The organism is Methanolapillus millepedarum (assembly GCF_032594115.1).
Lineage (GTDB): Archaea > Halobacteriota > Methanosarcinia > Methanosarcinales > Methanosarcinaceae > Methanolapillus > Methanolapillus millepedarum.
Window position 1 is genome coordinate 31873 of record NZ_CP131060.1, and the last position, 20810, is coordinate 52682.

Genomic DNA, 20810 nt, shown 5'->3' on the forward strand with positions numbered 1-20810 from the left:
TATATGAATCTATTATGCTGTTTTTCCTTTCTTTTTCAAATATCCGTCCGCAATATTTCTCAAACTGACCATTTCTTTTGCCGTGTTGTTTCGGTCATATTTCTTTGAAAAATTCATGGCTTTTTTCAAAGTTTCAAAGTTTCTGTTTGCGAATTCATCTTTTAATTCGCCGTTTTGTAAAATGCTCAAAAGTTCAAAATAGAATCGGAAATAGTTCTCAAGAGTTGAGATGACCCATTTCTCAAATTCGGTGCCAGTAGCGTTGTTATTCTCAATTGGTTTCGGTTCGGCGGACATGATCATTTTCATCATCCGATTCATCTGAATCATTGAATACTCAAGGATGTTTCTCGGAAATGATTTCCTTGAGAAATCGCCGGCTCGGACATAAACCGATAAAATGGTTAAATGTGTTTCAACAAATTTATCAAGCAAACCGTATGCATTTTTGCTTTCCTGTTCACTTATTAAGTCGTTTAACAACCGGTCCGGCCAACTCATCCATATATCGCGGTAACTTTTGCTGAAGTCATTATCGGCATTGAAATAATCATCCGATAAGTCCAAGTCCTTCTTTTCATGAATAAATTTTGTTGTCAACATGACGTGGTAATCGCATAGAATTTGGCCGCACAAAATCTGGCATTCATTCTTTTGATTCGATGGACTCATCTCCTCAACGGATTGGGCCAGCACGCCGGCGGTGTATGCGACAAACACATCTTTTGGGACACCGTTTCTTTTTTGTGCCGCCATCGCCGCGGTAAAGTCGTCCTTCGGGTTTTGTTCGCGGAATTGTTGAACGATTTCTGAAAATTCCTGCTGATCCTCAAAAATAAAGTTCTGCATATTACTTTGAATGTGTGCGCTTTTTGGAGGAAGCGCAAACAATCGGCCGTTATTTTCAAGAGAAATTTCGGCGATATTTTTAAACAACTGTTTTTTGGGATAATCTCTCGGAAGCCGGACGCGAAGAAGTTTCATTGTCAATAGACGGTTTTTTTGGACAATGTATGTCAAAAGATCCCGATTTTCGAAAATATCGTTGAATAAAATGGCAATCTGAGACATCAAATCTCGGTCAGCTTTCCAAAGCGGGATATTTCTTTTGGAAAGAATCGATTCTCGGAGTTCTAATTTATCATAGGCGCCCGATATGGAATCAAAATAAACGTCCAAATCCATGACAAAAGTTTCGAAATCATTTCGACTCAGCTGCCTCAAAAGATTTTGAACAAATTTATTCGTGCGCCGGATCCGTGTTGAATTGAGACGCGTGAACGAATATATGAGATAAAAAACACCCAAAAACAGGGCGACAAGTAAGACGAAATATCCGTTGGCGATGTCAAAAGAAAACGTAAAGAGCGTCACATGAATGACAATACTGCTTAAGAGGAAGGATATAAAGACCAAAGCGACAAAAAACAAACAAAAAACATAATCAAACAGCCATATTTGATAAATATAGTTTCTTTTCTTACTGTCTTCGAAAAATGAATATCCGACGGCCAAAAGAACAGCCAGTGTCAGAATCAAAATCAGCATGCTGATGACTTCGCTGCCGGTTCCGGTTCCGAAGGATAAGGACAATTGCAAGTTTCCGCTCAAAAACGCATACACTAAAATTAATACAATCAAGATGCCGATCATTTGAAAAATTCCCCAAAACAGCCAAAGCCGCCGATGAGTTTAAAATATTCGAAAATTCAATTCTCAATATTTGAATTCAAATTTTATAATTTCCAAATAAATATCATCCGGTTTATATTAATTTAATGTTAAATATATTTTAAATCAGGTGGTCATGTCAAAAAAACAAATTATTTTTTGATGGCGCTCAATTTTTTTGAGTATTCAACTATTTTTTTGCTAAATTCATCCGCTTCGTCATTGTCGTCGAAATATTCAAAATTGTTTTCATTTCGTTTTTCCGTTATTATAATTCCCTGATAGTAAACTTGAATCCGTTCAATTGGTCGAATGGAATTACATCCGTGCCGGAATACAAAGCGTTTTTATCCGCCAACAAACCCCGGCCGAGCACACGCAACGACGGCAGGTCAACGCCTTCAACCATCCATCCTTCGGCCAACACATATTCTTTCCCGTCCTTTTCAGTGGTGGAATAGCCTGTTTTTCCGCCGCCAAAAAGCATCTGGCTGCCGTCGGTTATATAGTTGGTCTCGAATCCGTTTTTTGAAACGACGGTGCGCAGGTTCGCAACATCGAACGGCTCCAGTATGGGGATATGGTTATAATAAAATGTTTTTCCCTTTATGGAAAAACTTTCCGTCAATTCATTGTTTTTTCTGTACGGAAGCCTTTTTTCGATATTGGGTTTATGCCTGTTTTTATCATATTTTTCGCCATTTGCGGAGATGTCGCCATAGTTGAAGTGGTACAACATTTTTCCGTCGGTGAATGAAGCATGGTCGTCGCTGTACGAAAGCAATTCGACGGTTTGCCAGTCGATGTTCAAGCCCGAATGGTCGAAAAACGCATGGCCCGCGAAAATAATCAACGTTGCTTGGTCGTACTTCAAGGTCGAATCGGGAAAATAACCGTAATAATCTGCCGTGACCGTACCGAACATCCGCCCGACTCGAATGATCTTTTTTTCGGGACACAACATATAGTTCCCTATGGTGTAACATTTCCCGTAATCGGCATTTGCGATTTTCAGCATTTTTTCAAAATCCCCATCTTCCTCAGGAATTTCCTGTTTTTCTGTTTCTTCTTTCATCTCATTGGTCGTTGATGTTTGTTTTATCCTTCTCATTTTCGTCATCAATTGTTCCATTCCGTCTCTGTAAAAGTCTCATCAATCAGTGATTGTGGCAGCATCCGTTTATGACAACGTTCAGCCGCCTGTTTAAAAACGGAATATCCAAGCGGATTAAATCCCAAAGAGTTTCCGGATTTAACCCGTAAACCGGATGGACAACCTGGTCTTCAATTGTTTGCAGGCTTTTCCAATCCGTTTTTGGGTGCCGGTCAATAAAATCCGGGTCCAGAAAAAGTGCTTTTTTTTGAGTTTTTGAGAGAAGAGAAACCAGATGTGTCTGAAGGGATTCGTTTTTAATAAATTCGCTGTATGTCGCTCCAAATGACAGTTTTTCAAATTCGTCTAAATAAGAAATCATTTTGGAAACAAGGATTTTTGATTCGATGTCTTTCAGATGATCTTCATCATCGTGGTTTGAACAGCCGCAACGGTGGTCGGCATCGTCGTCCTTTTCATCCAAATAATAGGGATGAGACTCATCGGAATCATTGTATTCTTGCTCATGAAAATCGTATTTGCAATTATTTTGGCCGCCGATTTTTTCGGTTTTCTTCATTTTATTTCTCCGAAATTCGCTCTATTGCCAAAACGCCGCTCAATTAGATAAATGTACAGGATCTTCTGCCAAAAAATCTTCCGGATAAGAACCGGCACTGACATCCGGGTGGAGGCGGCGCAGCTCTTTTTCAAACAGAATCATATCTATTTTCATATTGTAGCAGCCGGTTGACAGAAGCGGGATTCCATATGTGACGGTTCTTGATTTTCGGAGTTCACGAGCGCCCTTATTTAACTCATAGTAGCAACCGATTGCCAAAACACCATCCGCCGTTTTGGCTTCTTCGCTGCTTAAAATGTGGCGGACAAAAGAGGAGCCGGTGACGATGTAAAGAATGTATCCGTTCTTTTCGGCAATTTTTTTGATTTCCGCATAATCGCATTTTCCGCAAGAGGTACATTGAATTCCATGGCGTGTGGTGCGGGCGGGGCATTCCATATGGCGAATGCAGTGCGGCGCGATAATGATTCGTTTTTCCGTCTTTTGGAATTTGTCCCGGTGGGCTTCGTTTTTGAGGACCGACATCCGTTCGTGGAGTTTGTCCGGAGATTTAAACAAGAACATATAAGCCGCAAGCATCGGCTTATAAAAAAAATCCAGTGTTTTTGCGGCAACGTTTGCCGAAAATGAATGGTTTTTTAAATTTCCGCGGCTGACGTAAAACGCAAAAAAGATTGACACCACAGATAATGCCAGTAAAAATGTCAGCATTTTTCCGATGATCGTATACATTTACTCATCTCCGGGGTTTGCCCATGCCGGAACAGTTGGCAACATGGTTTGTGTGCTTGACAATATGTTTTTTGTGTTTGTCAAATCTGTTTGTGCGTTTGGCAATATGGTTTGTGTGCTTGTCAAAACAGTTTGTTCCATCTTTCGGATAATATCATCGACATTTACTTTCGTTTCAAAACAACCGTCGTTTGCCAAGTAAACGCCTTGTGCCGGAATCATGGATGTTTTTTGAAGGGATTCACTCAGTTCAACCGGGCAGGCGACGCCGATGCAAGAGGTCGGTTTGTATTCCGTAAATATTTTCCGAACAAAACTGCCGCCGGGAATGACAAATACTTTAAAATCGCGGGCTTTGGCTTCTTCGCAAATCTGTCCGATATCGCACTGTCCGCAACCGGTACAGACAAATCCATAAAGCGGGTCGCAGCGGGCGCGGCACCGGCTGTTTCTCAAACATTGAGGCAAAAGCAAAATCTTCCGGTCGTTTTTCTTTTTGAATTTGTCCAAAGCGACCGCATTTTGAATTTCCACCAAAATCTCGTCGACCAGCTGCTCGTTCATGGAAAATGTCGAAAAAATGTATTTCAACGGCGCGTAAAATAGGTATAAGATGAATAAAACAAATTTCGGGAACAGTATTTTTTTTCTCCGAATATTGTATATGCCAATGAGGATGGCGAGGATATTAAAAATAATAATGAACAAAAGGGCGATGATTGCAAAACGTCCGATTGTTTCGTAATTGATTTCCATATTCAGAACCTGTTCGTTTTGAGATTATTTGAAACGTTATTTTTTCAGTAAAGAAGATTCAATATTTCTGTTGTTTATAAATTGTGTGGTAAAAACCAAATGCAAGATCCATATAATTAAAAATATAAAACAAATGAAATTTATTTTTTGATACCCTCTATCCATTATAATAATTAGTATCTTTTATATACTAAATCATCCATTTATGATTTTAAATCAGGATCGTTTAGAAACAAATGAAAGATCAGGTGGAGAACTATGGAATTAAATGTTGTCGGAAAACCGGCATCGAAGAAAGTTGTCAGAAGCATCATCAAGATTGATGAAAAGAAATGCAACGGCTGCGGAAAATGCGTGTCGCCCTGTGCCGAAGGGGCTATTCAGATTGTAAACGGCAAAGCCAAAGTGATGTCGGATGACTTGTGCGACGGCATGGGATTTTGCATCGGCGTTTGTCCGACCGGCGCGCTCACGGTTGAAACACGGGAAACGGTTCCGTTTAATGAAGAAAAGGCAAGGATGCAGCCGAAAATCATAGACAGTTCTATTGTTTGTTACAAGTGCGGCAAAAGCGAATATAACGCGTATTTGCTTCCGATGCGACACAATGGTGAAAGTTTATGGGTTTGCACAAGATGTTTGCCGGCTTTGATTCATGGGTAAAATCGGAATCAATTTCGATGACATTTTCTACTTTCATTTTTATATCTTTACATTTTATTTTTGCTTTGATTTCTTCTATATCTTTTTTTCCATTTTTTTAAAATCAGCAGTTCTTTATCAAACTTCACTCTTCCTCATCTTATTCAAAGATTCAAGCGGGATGGAAATGGAACAGATTGATTTTTTATTGACTTTTACCGGTTCTCTTGTGGGAGCCTTTATCACTTTGGCCACATCCTATTTTGGATTTATTCGTCAAATCCGCGAGCGTCTGCATCATATAGAACTTCGGCTTCAGGAACTGTCTTATGAGTCTGAGTTGAAAAGTCAGCAATCAGGTCATAAAACAGAATTGGAAATTCAGGTGTTAAAATTTCAGATTTCGAATCTGTCGGAAGAAGATAAAAGATATAAAAAAGAGCTTGAAGCCTTGAAATTTAGTTTTGATTTAATTTTTAATGAAAAATAATTTTTAATTTGATTTATATCTCTTTAAGAAATATAAATTATTTCTTTTAAATCATAAAAAAATTTATAAACATGTTTGATGATATTGTTTACTGAGGTGATTATATGAGCTTGAAAATTATTGAAAAAGGTCGTTTTTGGGCGGTTAATATTGACCCTCAAGCAGCCAGCAAATCTGAAAAAGATGAATTTATGAAATTACTTTATGAGCGCGGAGGTATGGACGAGTTGCTTTATAATGAATACTTATATGGTAATGACACCGACCGGATGTTTCATCTTGGGATTACATTAAACAACATGTCTTGGTTTGGAATTGATTACGCGGCTACAAAAGAAAAAGTGGATACTTTGTTGAAAAACCAAGAACATTTGCTTTCAATAATAAATGAAATGAAAAGTAATGCTTGAAATGGAAAAATAATGATTGAAATTTATCCATCGTTTCATCATTTTTGATAACTTATTTATTCAACCTTTGCTTTTTTAACCTCAGATACTATGAGTTTTCGCGATTTTATTGACAACTTAAAAGCAAACGGCCGGCTCACGGAAATCGCCACGTCAGTCTCCAAAGACTTTGAAGCGCCCGTTATTGCTCATCAAACCAAAGGTCCTGTTTTTTTCCATGATGTTTCCGGTTCTTTGGCGATTATGAATCTTCTCGGAACCCGTGAGGAACTCGGCGCGATGCTCGGTGTTTCACGTGATGAAATCATTCAAAAGTTATCCGATATCACGCCGAACGGAACTGTCAAAGTGGTTCAGGATTCGCCAACCAAAGAAGTGATTTTGGAAGGAAAAGATGTTGATCTGACAAAACTGCCCATCATGAAACATTTTGAAAAGGATGGCGGCGCCGGATATATTACGGCCGGCGTCGTCGTTTCCGAATACGGCGGTGAAATGAATGCTTCCATTCACCGACTCATGCTTATTGACAAAACCCGGCTGGCGGCCCGTTTGGTTCCGCCGCGGCATACGTTTGTGCTTCACAAAAAAGCATCTGAAAAGGGTGATAAATTACCGGTGGCAATCGTGATCGGCGCCGACCCGGTTATTACTTACGCCAGTACCACGCGGGTGGCGGCGTCCAAAGAATTTGAATATGCGGCAGCTCTTCGCGGCGCGCCGGTCGAGCTTTTTGAGTGTAAAAACGGCGTTCATGTACCGCACGCTGAATATGTTTTGGAAGGCTACATCGATCCGGCGGAGCGCGTGCCGGAAGGTCCTTTCGTGGATATTACGGGAACTTATGATCACATCCGTCCGGAACCGGTGATTTACATCACACGGATTTACCACCGGAAAAATCCGATTTACCACGGCATCCTGCCGGGCGGCGCCGAACATCTTTTGATGATGGGCGTTCCGTATGAGCCGAAAATTTACAAAGCGGTCAGCGAAGTAACCACTGTCAAGAACGTGGTTTTGCCGGAAGGCGGCTGCTGTTATTTGCATGCCGTTGTTCAAATCAAAAAGCAGACAGAAGGAGACGCCAAAAACGCGATCATGGCGGCCTTTGCGGCACATACCAGCTTGAAACATGTGGTGGTCGTGGACGAAGATATCGATATCTTCAATCCGGACGATATTGAATTTGCGATTGCAACACGCGTTAAAGGAGACATGGACATTTTAATCGTTCCCAACGTCCGCGGCAGTTCGCTGGACCCGCGCGGGGCGCCGGACGGCACGACCACAAAAGTCGGCGTGGACGCCACGAAAGTCTTGGCCAATAAGGAAGATTTCGAACGCGCGAAGTTTCCCGTGCTGAAAAAATAATTTTTTCATGTTTAAAGGTCGACGTTTGAATATGGGTGGAGTTGATTATGTATTTGACAAAAGAAGAAGAACGGACCCTGCGCGGCGACAATGGGGAAACGCTTCAAAAAGCGATTGAAATTTTGGTCGCGCTTGGCGACATTTACGGCGCTGATCAGCTTATTCCGATAAAAAGCGCTCAAGTGTCGGGCGTTTCTTACAAAACCATTGGCGATGCCGGTCTGGAATGGATTTCCGATTTGAACGGAAAAGTCAAGGTGCCGACCGTTCTCAATCCGGCCGGAATGGACCTTCAAAATTGGGAACGCATCAATATTGACCATCAATTTGCGAAAAAACAGCTTGAAATCATTCAAGCGTTTAAAAATCTCGGCATTGAGTCCAAGTGTACCTGCACGCCGTATTATCTGGACGGCTTTGACGTGCAATACAAAGATCATTTGGCATGGGGCGAATCATCCGCCATTTCTTACGCCAATTCCGTTCTTGGCGCCCGTACAAACCGGGAGGGCGGACCGTCGGCACTCTCCGCCGCCTTGGTGGGAAAAACCGCCGACTTTGGTTTTCATAAACCGGAAAATCGGGTTCCGAATATTGATATTTCCGTTGATTTTGACTTGACCGGCTCTGATTTTGGCGCACTCGGGTTTGTTGCCGGAAAACTGGTCGGAAACAAAATCCCGATTTTTCACTTGACAAAAGCGCCGGCAAAAGATGAAATGAAAATGCTTGGGGCTGCGATGGCAGCGTCAGGCGCTGTTGCGCTTTACCACATTGACGGCGTGACGCCGGAGACACTTGACAAAAATATTTCATTTGAACGTCCGATTGAACGCGTTTCAATTGAAAAGTCCCAAATTGATTCGGTTTACGCATCCGCCAACTCTTCCGTCCGTCCCGACATTGTCACGGTCGGCTGCCCGCACTGTTCGGTTGCGGAGCTTTCCGAAATTGCGAGATTGGTTGCCGGAAAATCAGTTGTGAAAGAGTTTTGGGTTTTCACGTCCCGGGAAGTCGCCAACAAAAATCCGAATCTGGTGGCTCAAATTGAAAAAAGCGGCGCGAAAGTTGTTTGCGATACATGCATGGTGGTGTCGCCGGCCGGTGACAAATATTCCTGCATGATGGTGAATTCGGGAAAGGCTTACGCTTATGTTCCCGGCATGTGCGGCATGAAGTCTGTTTTCGGAACCGTTGAGCGCTGTGTTAAAGAAGCGTTGGGGGAATCCTGAAATGACTGAGAATATGGCAAAGAAAATGATTATTCACGGACGGCCGATTTCCAGAGGAATTGCTTCCGGTCCGGTTCTTTTAACGAAGGATCCGATCTCATTTTTGGGCAATGTTGATCCAAAGACCGGGAATGTCATCGATCCGGCGCATGAGCTTTTCGGAAGATGTATCAAGGACACCGTTTTGGTTTTTCCGGCCGGAAAAGGCTCAACGGTTGGCTCTTACGTGATTTACCAGCTTAAGAAGAATAATGTTGCGCCTGCCGCGATTATTAATTTGGACTGCGAACCGATTGTGGCTGTCGGCGCCATAATTTCCGAGATTCCGCTCATTGATCAATTGGAGAAGAACCCGTATGATCTTTTAAAAGACGGCGATTGTGTTGTTGTCAATAGCGCCGCGGGATTTATTGAAATTTCGAAATGAGGCGTGATTTTTGAATTTAATAAACGATTCCCCATTTTCCAAAAAAGAAGGAGTTTCCGCTCATTTTCGTTTTTTGAAGAAAAACAGTTACAGTTTTTCCGCGCTGGCGCCGGTTCTTCCGGAAGCGGATTTTTTAAATGAGCCGGCGCCCGGAATTATGATTTACAGTTTTTTTACGAAGCAAAAAGAGGACATCTTCTCGGAAGTTGCGGCTGCCAAACAAAAATCCGCCGAATCAGGTTTCCTTCCTTCTTACTTTTTCATTGCCGGTGGCCCGCACCCATCGGGCGCTCCGAAAGAGACGTTGATGTATTTTGACGCGGTCGTCGTCGGCGAAGGGGAAGAAACGCTTCCCGAGTTGGTTTCTTATCTTCAAACGTCGGACTTTTTCAAAAACGGTTGGTCCCCCTCATTTTCAGCCGGTCTGTCTCAAATTTCGGGAACCGCGTTTTCAAATCCGGATATCGGGAATATGGTTCTGACACCGCCCCGCCCGCCGGTTAATCTGGATTCATTTCCCTGCTTTTCGCCGGATAATATGTGGCGCCCGCTTGAAATTTCGCGCGGCTGCCCGCATCGTTGCAAATTTTGTCAAACGCCGCAGATTTTCGGACACAAGATGCGGCACAGAAGCGTTTCCGAGATCTTAAAATACGCTGTTTATTACGATGATTTGAGGTTCATTTCTTCAAACGCGTTCGCCTATGGCGGAAACGGCGTGAGTCCCAAACCTGAAAAAGTCAAAGAATTGTTGTCCGCGCTTTCAAAATTGGATCATAAAAGAATTTTTTTCGGAACCTTTCCGTCCGAAGTCCGCCCGGAATTCGTCACGGACGAGATGATGAATTTGGTTGTTGATTATTGTGCCAACGATTCGATCAGCATCGGCGCACAGTCCGGAAGCGACACCGTTTTAAAAGAAATCGGACGCGGTCATCTGGCAGAAGATGTGTACAACGCTGTTGAGATTTGTATCGAAAAAAAGATTACGCCGATTGTGGATTTTATTATCGGGTTCCCGAATGAAACGGAAAAAGACCAAGAAGAGACGCTTGATTTGATTGGCTGGATTTGCCGCAAAAACGGTGAAGTACGGGCGCATTATTTAACGCCGCTTCCGTCAACACCCTACGAAAATGTAACTCCCGGCGACGTTCATCCGGTGATTTCGAATCAGTTGGGAAAGCTGGCTCTTGGCGGAAAACTCAAGGGCGTTTGGGAAAAAGAGGTTTAATGTCAAACTGATATTTTTCATTTTGTTTTTCATTTTGTTTTTCATTCGATTTTCATTTTATTTTTCATTCGTTTTTCATTTTATTTTTCATTCGATTTTATTCAATTTTTCACTTTATCTTTTCTTCCCCTCCTTTCTTCCTATTTTATTTTTAGATTTCATTTTTCACTTCAATTTCATTTTTTATTTCCTTTTCATCTTTTATTTCCATTTCATTTATTTTTCAATTTATATAGTAATTTTTAAATATAATGTTGGATTATATATTATTGCTTTGAATTTGCTTTTTGCATTTTCAGCAATATATTTTCGTTTCAAAGTTTTCAAATCGTTACACTTGTCCGGAATAATATTCCCAAAAAAAATCGGAGAGACTTAAATGAGTATGGATATTTTCAAACAAAGCACCAAGAAGGCTTTCACATCCTATAAGATGAATTTTGTTTCCTTCTTCGTTGGCGCTTTCATTCTTTTGTTGTTTTCGTTGATCGTCATGGCCATGTACACATATGCTCTTTATGCGGACATTTTGTCGTTTAATATGAGTCTTGCCATTACCGTTATTGCTCTGATCGGCGTTATCTTGCTGCCGCCCCTTTTGTACGGCCTGTCGTACATGGGTGTTAAAGGAACTCGAAGTCCGGAAGTGGCCGCATCCGATATTTTCTTTGCGTTCCGTTCCAAAGACCGTTTTATCCGAAGCATGGGCTTTGGCGCCATCACGCTTACTCTTGGCGTCATCGTTTTCATCATTGCTCAAGGCATTTTGTACGTGTTCAGCTTGAGTCCGGCTCATTTGGACTGGTTGGCTTTCATCATCATTATCGGACTTTCTCTTCTCGTTTTGGTGTTCGTGCTTTATCCGCTTGCCATTTTTGTCATGGACGCGCCAAAAGGCATTCAATATTCGTTTTCAGAAAGTTTCAGCATTATGAAATCCTATACCAGCGGGACAGTTGTCGCCATCTTATTCGCGACTGTCGTCAATTGGATCTGCTTTATCATTCCGGTGGCGATCGTTTGCGGATACCTTGACTTTATGAATGGTCACATCGCATATCCTGAAGAGCTTGTCACCATCGTGACATTGATTTTGCTCATTCTTACATTGCCATTTACAGTCGTCTTTTTGGCCTATATGGTCAAGGATACCCGTCCGACCATTAAAGATACGGCTGAAGAAGTTTAAATTAATTTCAAGTCTGATGAGAATCAGACTTTTCTTTTTTAGATTTTTTCAATATCTTACTTCCCGGTTTTAGATTTTTTGCCGGCAGATGCGTGCGCTATAGCGTCAGCTTTTGATTCTATTGTCAAAAAAGAGATTTGTTCTTTTTGAGTTTTATAGCCTGTTCATTGCGTAACTCATAAAAACATATTAATAGGTTTACTTATTATAAATACAGTTAAAGCACCTTCAAATTTTGCTTCATTTTTGAAGCTAAACAAAGGATGCTTTGTTTTAGTTGTTTACTTTCAATTGTAACATTTGTTTGAATTTCGTAAATTGTAAAAGGAGTTATCTTTATGAGTTTTAATTCAGGTTTAATTACAACAGGCCTCAAAAAAGCATGGGCTGCGTTTATTGAAAACGTTGTTGCTTTAATTGTCGGCCTTTTGATCACCATGATCGGTTCCATCTTGATCGTGACAATCGCGCCGCTTTTCTACGGCTTTTACTATATGTGTATCAAAGCCACCCGCGGCGAAAAAGTCGAAATTAAAGATGTTTTCTACGGCTTTAAATCCCTCAGCGTTTTCATCAGAAGCTGGATCTACTTTATCATAATGATTGTCATTGGCATTGTTCTCGGTATCGTCATGAGCCTTTTGAACATTATTCCGTACCTCGGCCCTATCATCGGTCTCATCTTAAGCATCATCCTTTATGTATTTTTGATGTTCTCGATTTACATCTACATCATGAAACCGAACGAAAACGTCATCTATGCCATTAAAGAAAGCGTTAACATTGCAAAGGACAACTTCCTGATGGTTTTGGTCGTCGCCATTATTTCCTACCTACTCATAGTTATCGGAATGTTGCTCATTATTGTTTGGTTGGTTACAATCCCATTGGCTTTTGCCTTTGACGCCTACATGTTAAAAGAGTTGAAACCGGCCATCAAGGACGAATCTTAAATTTAAAATAAAAGAAAATATCTGATTTTCGGATATTTCTCTTTTCTTTAATTTTTTAGCTTTTTTTTGATCATTTTAATCGTTTAAACAGAGTTATCGCTATGGATTTTGACTTTAAATTAATGAAAGAAAGTGCCCAAAAATCCTGGCATGTTTTTGTTGGCCACATTGTCGTTTATGTTGTTGCTGCAATCATTCTCATCATTGTTACCGGCCTTGCCTCATTATTTGTAGCGGGTGTTGCTTTGGTTGGGGCCGTTTCGTCATTCAACCTTTCTTTTGAAGTGTCGACGGCTTTTGGTGCTGTTTTAATTCTTATTGGTCTTGTCGGCGTTGTTTTTCTCCCGCCCGTTTCTTACGGTGTGTATTACATGTGCTTAAAAGGACTCCGCGGTGAAAAAGTAGAAGTTAAGGACATTATGTACGGATTCAAAAGCACAAACACATTTTTCCGGGGTTGGATTTATTTCATCATTTTTTACGCGCTTTTCATTGTTCTCAGTGTGATTAGCCTGTTCCTTGGGTTCATTCCGTTTTTGGGCGGCCTCATTTCTTTTATAATTCACTTGATTATTCACACGGTTCTGTTTTTCTCCTTTTACATTTATGTCATGACGCCGAAAGAAAATGTGATTTACGCGCTTCAAGAAAGCGTGAAAATCGCCAAGAATCATTTTATCATGACTTTTGTCACGATGATTTTAGCGGGCCTTTTCTGTATTTTGATTGTTACAATTCCATTTGGAATTGCCTTTGGTGCCGAAATGCTCAAAAAAATTGTCCCGACGATTCGGGACGGGTCTTAAAACGTCGATAAAATTCCGTTTTTTTCTTTTTACGTCCACATCTTTTTATATTTCCAAAACAATTGAAATCCGGTTCATGATTTCATTTATTCAATTTAGAGAGGCATTTTTATGATTTTTCCGGAAGAATACAAAAATATCGGGTTCTGTCATTCCGGAATGCGTCCGAATACGGATGAAAAGACTCAGGTCTATTTCTTATCCAAATACCTTCTCGAAGAAACCGCTTCCGGTTTTCGTTTGTACGAGGTCAAACACACCGGCGCCGGTTTTTTAAGAACAGTTGAGTCTGTTCGTCTTCTCGCCGACGAAAATGAAATTGCCGTTTGCGGCGAGATTCTCAACATCAAAAACCGGACACTTTTGATTGAAAAAGCGGCGGAGATTTGCGAACAAAAAAATGTAACGACGGTTCTTTTTACCGGAATTGACCGCCACGTGACTTTTGTTTATGAGCCGGATCTTTCCGAAATTTCGGAAATTCAGGTGGTTGATGTTTTTCCGCCGAACCCGCCTTGGCTTTGGGATTGTGTAAATCGGCTCGATAAAAGTGGTATTTTCGGCGACCTTCAAATTCGTTTTTCAAAAAAGTTGGTTGACCTTTCCGTTTACCAAGGTGAAAATACGGTTTATCCGTGCCGTTCATCCGAGTTGTCCGGTCTTTTTTTGGATTCCGATAAAATTGATGGAAACGGCTTTAAGCTCGTCGGCTGCGATACATCAAAAACGGTTTTTGAAACCTTGTATCCGGATTCGGAGTACGAGTTTATCGAAATGTGCCCGACACGGTCAGATGCGGCAAAACCCGACAAACCGTTTATCATGCGGTGCTGCAAATCGGAAAATTCCGGGAAAATCATTGAAGTCAATGGAAATAAAGGCGTCATTGTTCATTGGGGTGCCGGTGAATATCAGATTTCGGAAAATATTCGGAAATTGGTTTCTGTTTTGAGGGCGGAAAAATCGTAAAACATCTTTAATTGACGGTTTGCATCTACTGTTTCTATTTTCCGATTTGCATCTTCTGTTTCTATTTTCCGGTTTGCATATCTTCTGTTTCTATTTTCCGTTTGCATCTTCTGTTTCTATTTTCCGTTTGCATCTTCTGTTTCTATTTTCCGTTTGCATCTGCCACTACTGTACCAATCCCGTTCATCGAAATCCGAATAAACAGATGCGGTACGCATCTGTTTATTCGGGATGGTTTATTTGATCCAAAAGAAATTGTAGAAATGGATTTCCTGATATTAAATAAAAAAGTGACCCTGTATTTTTCAGGACTCGAAAAATATGTGCCGCCATAACGCGCGCGAAAGCCCGCCAAAAAAAGAAAAAGGTGAATTATTTTTTTCTCAGATTATTCTTCGTCGTCGACTTCGTCGAAGTTCTTGTAACTGTCGGTTCCGATCAAGGCCGCGGCGATTGAATCAATCCCGTCGAGCCACTCGGCGACGATACTGTCTTCCGGAAGAATCGTCAAATATTCTTCTTCAAACGGCTGCCCGGAAATAACGGCGGCGCCAAGCGTTGCCATAATCGCGAACGCAATTTCCAGTTCCTCGTCTTGTTCGGCAGCGCCCGCTTCTTTGATGAGCGCTTCGAAGTCCGCTTTTTTATCGTAATCGCCCATGAAATACGCTTCAAACGCGGCCATTGAACAACTGAGCGAATCCTGAACGGAGAAAATCATCATGTCGGCATCTTCCGAAATCGACGGGACTTCGGCAAGAACGATGTCTCGGATGCTGTCTAAAATTTCAAGCGCCTTTTCTTCATCAACGACGCCTTTATCAAACCGCGCCGCGATTTTCAAACAGGATAAAATCACGTCGTCCGCCATATTGACAAAAATCGCCGCGCTCTTTTCAGCTTTTTCTTCATCCTGAAGAGAAAAACCGGCGCTTTGAATCTGTGAAATCCAGTTGTCCCAGCGGGGTTTTGAATAAAATTCATAATAAGGAAGTGCTTTTTGTTCTGCCATTGATTCACCTTTTTCAAAAACAATGATTTGCATTTATTTAAAAATTATGATTCCAGCACAAGATAAACGCGCTTATACGTTTTCCCGTCTTTTTCAAATCCTTCAAAAACGTCTTTAACGACGCATTTATCGCCTTTTGCAAGACCTTTGGGCGCAAACAACGCATCATCAAGAATGTCGTCATCGTCGCTGTCACCCTTTTCTTTTCGGATGAAGACCGGTTCATAAACAATTTTAGATCCGGCTACCGCCTTTTTAGCGTCAATATATGCTTCAACCGGCGCGTTTTCAACAACAACCGCGACAACACCCTCGTCGTGAAGCGCGCAAGAAAGTTGGTTTTGGTTTCGAACGGATTTTATAACATATTTTCGTCCCGGCTCCAAATTGAGGCATGTGCCCCGGATTTGACATTTTTTGCATTCATCCATCTCTTGCATAAAGTAAAATTCGCCGCCCGGCTTAGCCAGACGGGAACCGATTACCGTAATTTTAACAGCCGCCGCCATTTCTCCACCTGATATGAATCTAATCTCTCTGATATAAATATTAAATAAATTAAATTGAAATACAAAATTGAAATACAAATCACAAATCGGAACACAAATTAAATTAAGTTTTTGAATTGATTTACGACAAACTCATTTAACGGTTTATTTGATTTGAATCTTTGGTTAACTTTACAAAAAACCCGTATAGAGGATTTTTTGGATTATTGAATCACTTTTGTCACCGCCGCTACCTTTTCGGCGGCCGAAGGCGTAAGTCCCGTTCCTAAAATCGTGTACCGCTCCGGACGAATCGTATGCGCAAGAAGCAAGGCGTCGACAATTTCCTCATCTTTAATTCCCATTTCCGATGCCGATGTCGGAACACCGATTTGAATCAAAGCGTTTCGGATTTTTTCCCAATCGCCGCCGTGCAGATACATCATCATAACCGCGCCGATGGCGCATTGTTCTCCGTGGAGCGCCGGTTTTTTGGCGATCCGGTCCAGCGCGTGGCTGAACATATGTTCCGACCCGGATGCCGGGCGGGACGATCCGGCAATGCTCATCGCGACGCCGCTTAAGACAAGCGCTTTGACGACCATTCGAGCGGAACTGTCAAGACCCGGGCGGATTAAATCCGCGGATCCCATGATCATTTCCGCGCTCATTTTTGACATCAACGCCGCCGATTCACTGAACGGTTCGTTTTGATGCCGGCTGGCCAGTTCCCAATCCAAGACGGCGGTACAGTTGGAAATCACGTCGCCGCAACCGGCTGACAGAAGCCGGAACGGTGCCTGTGAGATAATTCCGGTATCGGCAATGACGGCAATCGGTGCCTGAGCTTCGTACGATTCGGATTTTTCATCCGAATGAATCGACGCGCGCGACGAAGCGATTCCGTCATGGGACGCCGCTGTCGGAATGCTGATGAATGGAATGTCGCAGCGTTTGGACGCCAGTTTTGCCAAATCAATTGACCGGCCGCTTCCAACACCCAAAAAGCATTTCGGTTTAAATTCTTTTGCGGCCGCAACAATCCTTTCCACTTCTTCCAAAGACGCTTTTTCGGATTTATAGATGAAGCATTCGTTTCCGTTTTTTTCCAAAATATCGGCAACCCCGTTTCCGGCGACATCCGCCGTGTTTTTTCCGGTGACGATGAATGTTTTGCCGGTTAATTTTAATTTTTTAAGAGCGGCAGGGGTCTCTTTTAACACATCATTTCCGATCAGGACTTCCCGCGGGAATTGCATCCATTTCGATTCTCGAATTTCATCCTCGCGCCAATGGCCGTTTCCGGACGCCTGTCCCTTTTGACCTTTGAATTTGCTCATTTTGATTCCCGGTGATATTTTTGATAGAATTATAATTATTGAAGATGCGTTGAACAGATCAGTTGAACAGATCAGTTGAACAGATCAGTTGAATAAATGAGTTGCTATTTTTATTTATTTGTTTTTATTTTATATGGGGTTGATATTTTAATGATTTGTTTCTGCGTTCAAAATTACTTTTTAAAACAACAAAAGCCATTATGGAAATTAAAATATAAAACATGTTGTTATCGGATATTTTTATTGTTTGATTTTGATGTTTCTTGCTTTACGTTTACATCTTTTGATTTATGTTTTTGCATTTTTATATTTTTGTTTTATGTTTTGTTGTATCACTTTTTATAGTATTAGTACCGTCCTCTTTTCTGTACGTTTGATTCATTTTCAATTTTATCAAAATCAACCATTTTCAATTTGGGATAACATGGCATTTACGGAAACGTTAACAGATTTTATTTACACTTATTACATTAATCCGGTGATTTACGATTCCGGCTACAATGTTTTTAACACGCTCACTTGGGCGGTTATTTTAGGAGTTGCGGTTTACTTCATTATTTATTCTCTTCGGAAAATGAACATTGCCGTCGATAAATATTCTCTCGGTGCCACTCTTCCGTATGTCGTGGCCGGTGCGTCCTTGCGCGTGGTCGGCGATTCCGGTGTCATTCAACCGCCGTACAGTTACATTCTGATTACGCCTAATATTTATTTCTTCGCCTTTTTGGTGACGGCGCTCTGTCTTTTCGTGTCGCTTCTCCTTCAGAAGTTTAAAGTGGTCAAGTCATTTTACCTGCCGTATGCCGGTCTCGGATGCCTTTTTGTCTTAGCCGTCTTTGCGACGCTCTTTGCCGTGAACGATGTGGTTCACTGGTGGGTTCCGTTTGCGGTTGCCGGTGTCGGCTTTGTGATGACCGCCCTTTTTGGACTGATTGCCAAAAAATTTGGCAGCACAATTTATTCCGATAAATTTAACCTGACGATTCTGATGGCGCATTTAATGGACGCCACGTCAACTGTCATCGGTATCGAAGTTTTCGGCTATTATGAAAAGCACGTTTTGCCTTCCTTTTTAATCGATTTAACCGGATCGGCCTTGGTCATGTACCCGCTCAAAATCGTTATTTTTATGATTGTGGTGTGGATTTTGGACAAAGGCCTTGAAACCGAATCAATGGGAGAGGACAAAAATCAAATCGAAACCATTAAAAACGCGATCAAATTCGTGATTATTATTCTCGGTCTCGGACCGGCGATTCGAAATTCGCTGCGGGTGTTTTTCGGAATTTAATCCGATATGGTCTATAACACAAAAAAACAAAAAAATCAAAAGTAAAAAATAAGCGGGAGGTTTATTATGGAACGCGGAAACGGTCCTGAATATGAACACAATACAAAAAATGAACAAATGTCCGACTCAGAGCCTGCCTCAACCGTCTTGGATCCGTCATGGGGAGATCCGGTCGCGGTACCGTCTCTCGGGTACAAAAAAAATTTGTTTTCCTTCCTCTCTATTCATAAAGTCTGCACGTTGTGGATGGCCGTTATTTTTATCATTTGTTTTGCGGTCGGCTACATCGTTTCCGCTTCCAATCCGGAGCTTTCGGAACAGCTCATGGAAATGATTTCAGGCGCGTTAGGTGCCGCAGATACGGAAAATTCATTTCAGCTTCTGCTTCAAATCTTTTTCAACAACGCTCAAATTGCCCTCTTCGCGATTGCTTTCGGCATTTTATTGGGACTTTTTCCTCTTTTTGTCATCATCGCAAACGGTTTGATGGTCGGCGTTGTTTCCGAATACATTATCCGGACGAACGGTGTCGTTTATTTGCTGATTGGTATTGTGCCGCATGGTATTATTGAGCTTCCGGTTATTATCCTCTCGGCGGGTGTCGGTTTTCGGCTGGGCGCTGTCGTTTTTTCAAAATTAATCGGCCGAAAAGTGACTTGGAAAATGTTCAATCATGAAGTTTCGGAAGCCGGTTGGGGGTTCTTTTATTTTATCCTGCCGCTTCTTCTGATTTCGGCCATCATTGAAGTTTATGTCACGGGAACGCTTCTAAATATCTTATTTACAGTTTGAAGATTGTTTGAGTCGTGATTGATAAAATTAAATCATTTCAAACAATTCCTTTTTATAATTCAGCTTTATTTACAAACGCAAATAATTTTTCAAATTTCATTTCATTTTTCATTTCATTTTTCATTTTTTTCGTTATTGGAAACATTTCGGGAGTCATATCATGATTTCAAAGAATCAAATTAAAGAAACGGTTGACAAATATTACGACAATCCGGAGAAGATAAAAATCGGAACAATTGCGTCCCATTCCGGTTTAGATGTTTGCGACGGCGCCGCTGAGGAAAATTTCAAAACAGTCGCTTTTTGCAAAAAAGGACGGGATTTGACCTATTCCAAATATTTTAAGTCTCAACGTGATTCCCATGGCAATTTAATCCGCGGCATTGTGGATGAAGCCGTCATTTACAATAATTTCAATGAAATTTTGTTGCCGGAAAACCAGCAAAAGATCTTAAACGACAGTGTTCTCATGGTGCCGAATCGGTCTTTTACGTCTTATTGCAGCATTGACGCGATTGAAGACGATTTCAAGGTTCCGATTCTGGGCAGCCGCAACATGCTCCGAAGTGAGGAGCGGTCAGAATCTCAAAGTTACTATTGGATTTTGGAAAAAGCCGGCCTTCCGTTCCCGGAAAAAATTGATAACCCGGAAGACATTGATGCCTTGGTGATGGTGAAACTGCCGCATGCCGTCAAAAAATTGGAGCGCGGTTTTTTCACGGCGGCCAGTTATGATGAGTATGTGGAGAAATCAAGCCTCCTTCTCAAACAAGGCGTGATTACGGAAGAAGCGCTCAAAGGCGCCAGAATTGAGCGCTACATCATCGGTCCGGTTTTTAACTTTGATATGTTTTATTCGCCGATTGAAGAAGAAATGAGCCCGATTGAGATTCTCGGAATCGACTGGCGTTTTGAAACCAGCCTTGACGGGCATACCCGACTTCCGGCGCCGCAGCAAATGAAACTGCAAGGCGCGCAAATCACGCCGGAATACACGGTTTGCGGGCACAATTCGGCAACACTTCGTGAATCCCTTCTTGAAAACGTGTTTGAGATGGCGGAAAAGTTTGTGAAAGCCAGCCAAAAACACTATGATCCGGGCATTATCGGACCGTTCTGCCTGCAAACATGCGTGGATAAAGATTTGAACTTCTACATTTACGATGTGGCACCCCGCGTCGGCGGCGGTACCAACGTTCACATGTCAGTCGGCCACCCGTACGGCAACGCGACGTGGAGGAAGCCGATGAGCACCGGGCGGCGGATTGCTTACGAAGTCCGGCGGGCGATTGAAGCGGATAAACTGGAAAAGATTGTGACTTAATT

Annotated in this window: 22 protein-coding genes; 14 read left to right on the forward strand and 8 right to left on the reverse strand. The window is 41.9% G+C overall.

The window, feature by feature from the left end:
* Positions 1-12: 12 nt before the first annotated feature.
* The 5 genes from MsAc7_RS00150 to MsAc7_RS00170 all read right to left on the reverse strand — a co-directional run bounded on the left by MsAc7_RS00150 (position 13) and on the right by MsAc7_RS00170 (position 4835).
* Complete coding sequence (locus tag MsAc7_RS00150) at positions 13-1653, reverse strand: hypothetical protein (protein ID WP_338102594.1); 1641 nt, start codon at positions 1651-1653, stop codon at positions 13-15.
* 286 nt (positions 1654-1939) lie between these two features.
* Positions 1940-2803 carry a hypothetical protein gene (locus tag MsAc7_RS00155; protein ID WP_338102595.1) on the reverse strand — a complete coding sequence of 288 codons (864 nt, stop codon included), beginning with the start codon at positions 2801-2803 and terminating at the stop codon, positions 1940-1942.
* A gap of 25 nt (positions 2804-2828) precedes the next feature.
* On the reverse strand, positions 2829-3344 hold the full coding sequence (locus MsAc7_RS00160; RefSeq protein WP_338102596.1) for a ribonuclease HepT family protein: 516 nt from the start codon (positions 3342-3344) through the stop codon (positions 2829-2831).
* A gap of 39 nt (positions 3345-3383) precedes the next feature.
* On the reverse strand, positions 3384-4079 hold the full coding sequence (locus MsAc7_RS00165; RefSeq protein ID WP_338102597.1) for a DUF116 domain-containing protein: 696 nt from the start codon (positions 4077-4079) through the stop codon (positions 3384-3386).
* Positions 4080-4835, reverse strand: a complete 756-nt coding sequence (locus tag MsAc7_RS00170) for a DUF116 domain-containing protein (RefSeq protein WP_338102598.1) — start codon at positions 4833-4835, stop codon at positions 4080-4082. It abuts the gene before it with no gap.
* A 258-nt stretch (positions 4836-5093) separates the two neighbouring features.
* On the opposite strand from MsAc7_RS00170, the gene MsAc7_RS00175 reads away from it, so the two are divergent.
* From MsAc7_RS00175 to MsAc7_RS00225, 11 genes are all read left to right on the forward strand, one after another.
* On the forward strand, positions 5094-5498 hold the full coding sequence (locus tag MsAc7_RS00175; RefSeq protein ID WP_338102599.1) for an ATP-binding protein: 405 nt from the start codon (positions 5094-5096) through the stop codon (positions 5496-5498).
* A gap of 166 nt (positions 5499-5664) precedes the next feature.
* On the forward strand, positions 5665-5967 hold the full coding sequence (locus MsAc7_RS00180) for a hypothetical protein (RefSeq protein WP_338102600.1): 303 nt from the start codon (positions 5665-5667) through the stop codon (positions 5965-5967).
* 104 nt (positions 5968-6071) lie between these two features.
* A complete protein-coding gene (locus MsAc7_RS00185; protein WP_338102601.1) occupies positions 6072-6377 on the forward strand; it encodes a hypothetical protein in 306 nt (101 codons plus the stop codon).
* Positions 6378-6467: 90 nt separating this feature from the next.
* Positions 6468-7751, forward strand: a complete 1284-nt coding sequence (locus MsAc7_RS00190) for an anhydromevalonate phosphate decarboxylase (RefSeq protein ID WP_338102602.1) — start codon at positions 6468-6470, stop codon at positions 7749-7751.
* 47 nt (positions 7752-7798) lie between these two features.
* Positions 7799-8983 (forward strand): phosphomevalonate dehydratase large subunit, encoded by a 1185-nt coding sequence (locus tag MsAc7_RS00195; RefSeq protein ID WP_338102603.1) that lies wholly within the window; start codon positions 7799-7801, stop codon positions 8981-8983.
* Position 8984: 1 nt separating this feature from the next.
* Entirely contained in the window at positions 8985-9410 is a 426-nt protein-coding gene (locus MsAc7_RS00200) for a DUF126 domain-containing protein (RefSeq protein WP_476738680.1), read from the forward strand.
* Between the two features lie 10 nt (positions 9411-9420).
* Entirely contained in the window at positions 9421-10644 is a 1224-nt protein-coding gene (locus MsAc7_RS00205; RefSeq protein ID WP_338102604.1) for a TIGR04013 family B12-binding domain/radical SAM domain-containing protein, read from the forward strand.
* Positions 10645-11023: 379 nt separating this feature from the next.
* Positions 11024-11833: a hypothetical protein gene (locus MsAc7_RS00210; protein WP_338102605.1), complete on the forward strand. Its 810-nt coding sequence runs from the start codon at positions 11024-11026 to the stop codon at positions 11831-11833.
* A gap of 338 nt (positions 11834-12171) precedes the next feature.
* Positions 12172-12786: a glycerophosphodiester phosphodiesterase gene (locus MsAc7_RS00215; RefSeq protein ID WP_338102606.1), complete on the forward strand. Its 615-nt coding sequence runs from the start codon at positions 12172-12174 to the stop codon at positions 12784-12786.
* 101 nt (positions 12787-12887) lie between these two features.
* The gene (locus MsAc7_RS00220; protein ID WP_338102607.1) at positions 12888-13592 is read left to right on the forward strand and encodes a hypothetical protein; all 705 of its coding nucleotides are present in this window, start codon (positions 12888-12890) and stop codon (positions 13590-13592) included.
* Between the two features lie 111 nt (positions 13593-13703).
* The gene (locus MsAc7_RS00225) at positions 13704-14561 is read left to right on the forward strand and encodes a DUF7714 family protein (protein WP_338102608.1); all 858 of its coding nucleotides are present in this window, start codon (positions 13704-13706) and stop codon (positions 14559-14561) included.
* 388 nt (positions 14562-14949) lie between these two features.
* Here MsAc7_RS00225 and MsAc7_RS00230 read toward each other — a convergent pair whose 3' ends face one another.
* From MsAc7_RS00230 to MsAc7_RS00240, 3 genes are all read right to left on the reverse strand, one after another.
* Complete coding sequence (locus tag MsAc7_RS00230; RefSeq protein WP_338102609.1) at positions 14950-15573, reverse strand: DUF2150 family protein; 624 nt, start codon at positions 15571-15573, stop codon at positions 14950-14952.
* Between the two features lie 44 nt (positions 15574-15617).
* Complete coding sequence (locus MsAc7_RS00235; RefSeq protein ID WP_338102610.1) at positions 15618-16082, reverse strand: UPF0179 family protein; 465 nt, start codon at positions 16080-16082, stop codon at positions 15618-15620.
* Between the two features lie 203 nt (positions 16083-16285).
* Positions 16286-17401 (reverse strand): NAD(P)-dependent glycerol-1-phosphate dehydrogenase, encoded by a 1116-nt coding sequence (locus MsAc7_RS00240; RefSeq protein ID WP_338102611.1) that lies wholly within the window; start codon positions 17399-17401, stop codon positions 16286-16288.
* Between the two features lie 424 nt (positions 17402-17825).
* On the opposite strand from MsAc7_RS00240, the gene MsAc7_RS00245 reads away from it, so the two are divergent.
* The 3 genes from MsAc7_RS00245 (at position 17826) to MsAc7_RS00255 (ending at position 20808) form a co-directional block, all read left to right on the forward strand.
* The gene (locus MsAc7_RS00245; protein WP_338102612.1) at positions 17826-18692 is read left to right on the forward strand and encodes a DUF63 family protein; all 867 of its coding nucleotides are present in this window, start codon (positions 17826-17828) and stop codon (positions 18690-18692) included.
* A 66-nt stretch (positions 18693-18758) separates the two neighbouring features.
* The gene (locus MsAc7_RS00250; RefSeq protein ID WP_338102613.1) at positions 18759-19484 is read left to right on the forward strand and encodes a stage II sporulation protein M; all 726 of its coding nucleotides are present in this window, start codon (positions 18759-18761) and stop codon (positions 19482-19484) included.
* 160 nt (positions 19485-19644) lie between these two features.
* Entirely contained in the window at positions 19645-20808 is a 1164-nt protein-coding gene (locus MsAc7_RS00255) for a formate--phosphoribosylaminoimidazolecarboxamide ligase family protein (RefSeq protein ID WP_338102614.1), read from the forward strand.
* The last annotated feature ends 2 nt before the right edge of the window (positions 20809-20810 follow it).

Excerpts from the sequence above, each read along its gene's own strand:
- MsAc7_RS00165 (WP_338102597.1), bottom strand. The coding sequence starts at position 4,079 with ATGTATACGATCATCGGAAAAATGCTGACATTTTTACTGGCATTATCT.
- MsAc7_RS00240 (WP_338102611.1), bottom strand. The coding sequence starts at position 17,401 with ATGAGCAAATTCAAAGGTCAAAAGGGACAGGCGTCCGGAAACGGCCAT.
- MsAc7_RS00195 (WP_338102603.1), top strand. The coding sequence starts at position 7,799 with ATGTATTTGACAAAAGAAGAAGAACGGACCCTGCGCGGCGACAATGGG.
- MsAc7_RS00185 (WP_338102601.1), top strand. The coding sequence starts at position 6,072 with ATGAGCTTGAAAATTATTGAAAAAGGTCGTTTTTGGGCGGTTAATATT.
- MsAc7_RS00255 (WP_338102614.1), top strand. The coding sequence starts at position 19,645 with ATGATTTCAAAGAATCAAATTAAAGAAACGGTTGACAAATATTACGAC.
- MsAc7_RS00200 (WP_476738680.1), top strand. The coding sequence starts at position 8,985 with ATGACTGAGAATATGGCAAAGAAAATGATTATTCACGGACGGCCGATT.
- MsAc7_RS00155 (WP_338102595.1), bottom strand. The coding sequence starts at position 2,803 with ATGGAACAATTGATGACGAAAATGAGAAGGATAAAACAAACATCAACG.
- MsAc7_RS00235 (WP_338102610.1), bottom strand. The coding sequence starts at position 16,082 with ATGGCGGCGGCTGTTAAAATTACGGTAATCGGTTCCCGTCTGGCTAAG.
- MsAc7_RS00160 (WP_338102596.1), bottom strand. The coding sequence starts at position 3,344 with ATGAAGAAAACCGAAAAAATCGGCGGCCAAAATAATTGCAAATACGAT.
- MsAc7_RS00190 (WP_338102602.1), top strand. The coding sequence starts at position 6,468 with ATGAGTTTTCGCGATTTTATTGACAACTTAAAAGCAAACGGCCGGCTC.
- MsAc7_RS00175 (WP_338102599.1), top strand. The coding sequence starts at position 5,094 with ATGGAATTAAATGTTGTCGGAAAACCGGCATCGAAGAAAGTTGTCAGA.
- MsAc7_RS00150 (WP_338102594.1), bottom strand. The coding sequence starts at position 1,653 with ATGATCGGCATCTTGATTGTATTAATTTTAGTGTATGCGTTTTTGAGC.
- MsAc7_RS00245 (WP_338102612.1), top strand. The coding sequence starts at position 17,826 with ATGGCATTTACGGAAACGTTAACAGATTTTATTTACACTTATTACATT.
- MsAc7_RS00210 (WP_338102605.1), top strand. The coding sequence starts at position 11,024 with ATGAGTATGGATATTTTCAAACAAAGCACCAAGAAGGCTTTCACATCC.
- MsAc7_RS00170 (WP_338102598.1), bottom strand. The coding sequence starts at position 4,835 with ATGGAAATCAATTACGAAACAATCGGACGTTTTGCAATCATCGCCCTT.
- MsAc7_RS00250 (WP_338102613.1), top strand. The coding sequence starts at position 18,759 with ATGGAACGCGGAAACGGTCCTGAATATGAACACAATACAAAAAATGAA.
- MsAc7_RS00215 (WP_338102606.1), top strand. The coding sequence starts at position 12,172 with ATGAGTTTTAATTCAGGTTTAATTACAACAGGCCTCAAAAAAGCATGG.
- MsAc7_RS00230 (WP_338102609.1), bottom strand. The coding sequence starts at position 15,573 with ATGGCAGAACAAAAAGCACTTCCTTATTATGAATTTTATTCAAAACCC.
- MsAc7_RS00225 (WP_338102608.1), top strand. The coding sequence starts at position 13,704 with ATGATTTTTCCGGAAGAATACAAAAATATCGGGTTCTGTCATTCCGGA.
- MsAc7_RS00180 (WP_338102600.1), top strand. The coding sequence starts at position 5,665 with ATGGAACAGATTGATTTTTTATTGACTTTTACCGGTTCTCTTGTGGGA.
- MsAc7_RS00220 (WP_338102607.1), top strand. The coding sequence starts at position 12,888 with ATGGATTTTGACTTTAAATTAATGAAAGAAAGTGCCCAAAAATCCTGG.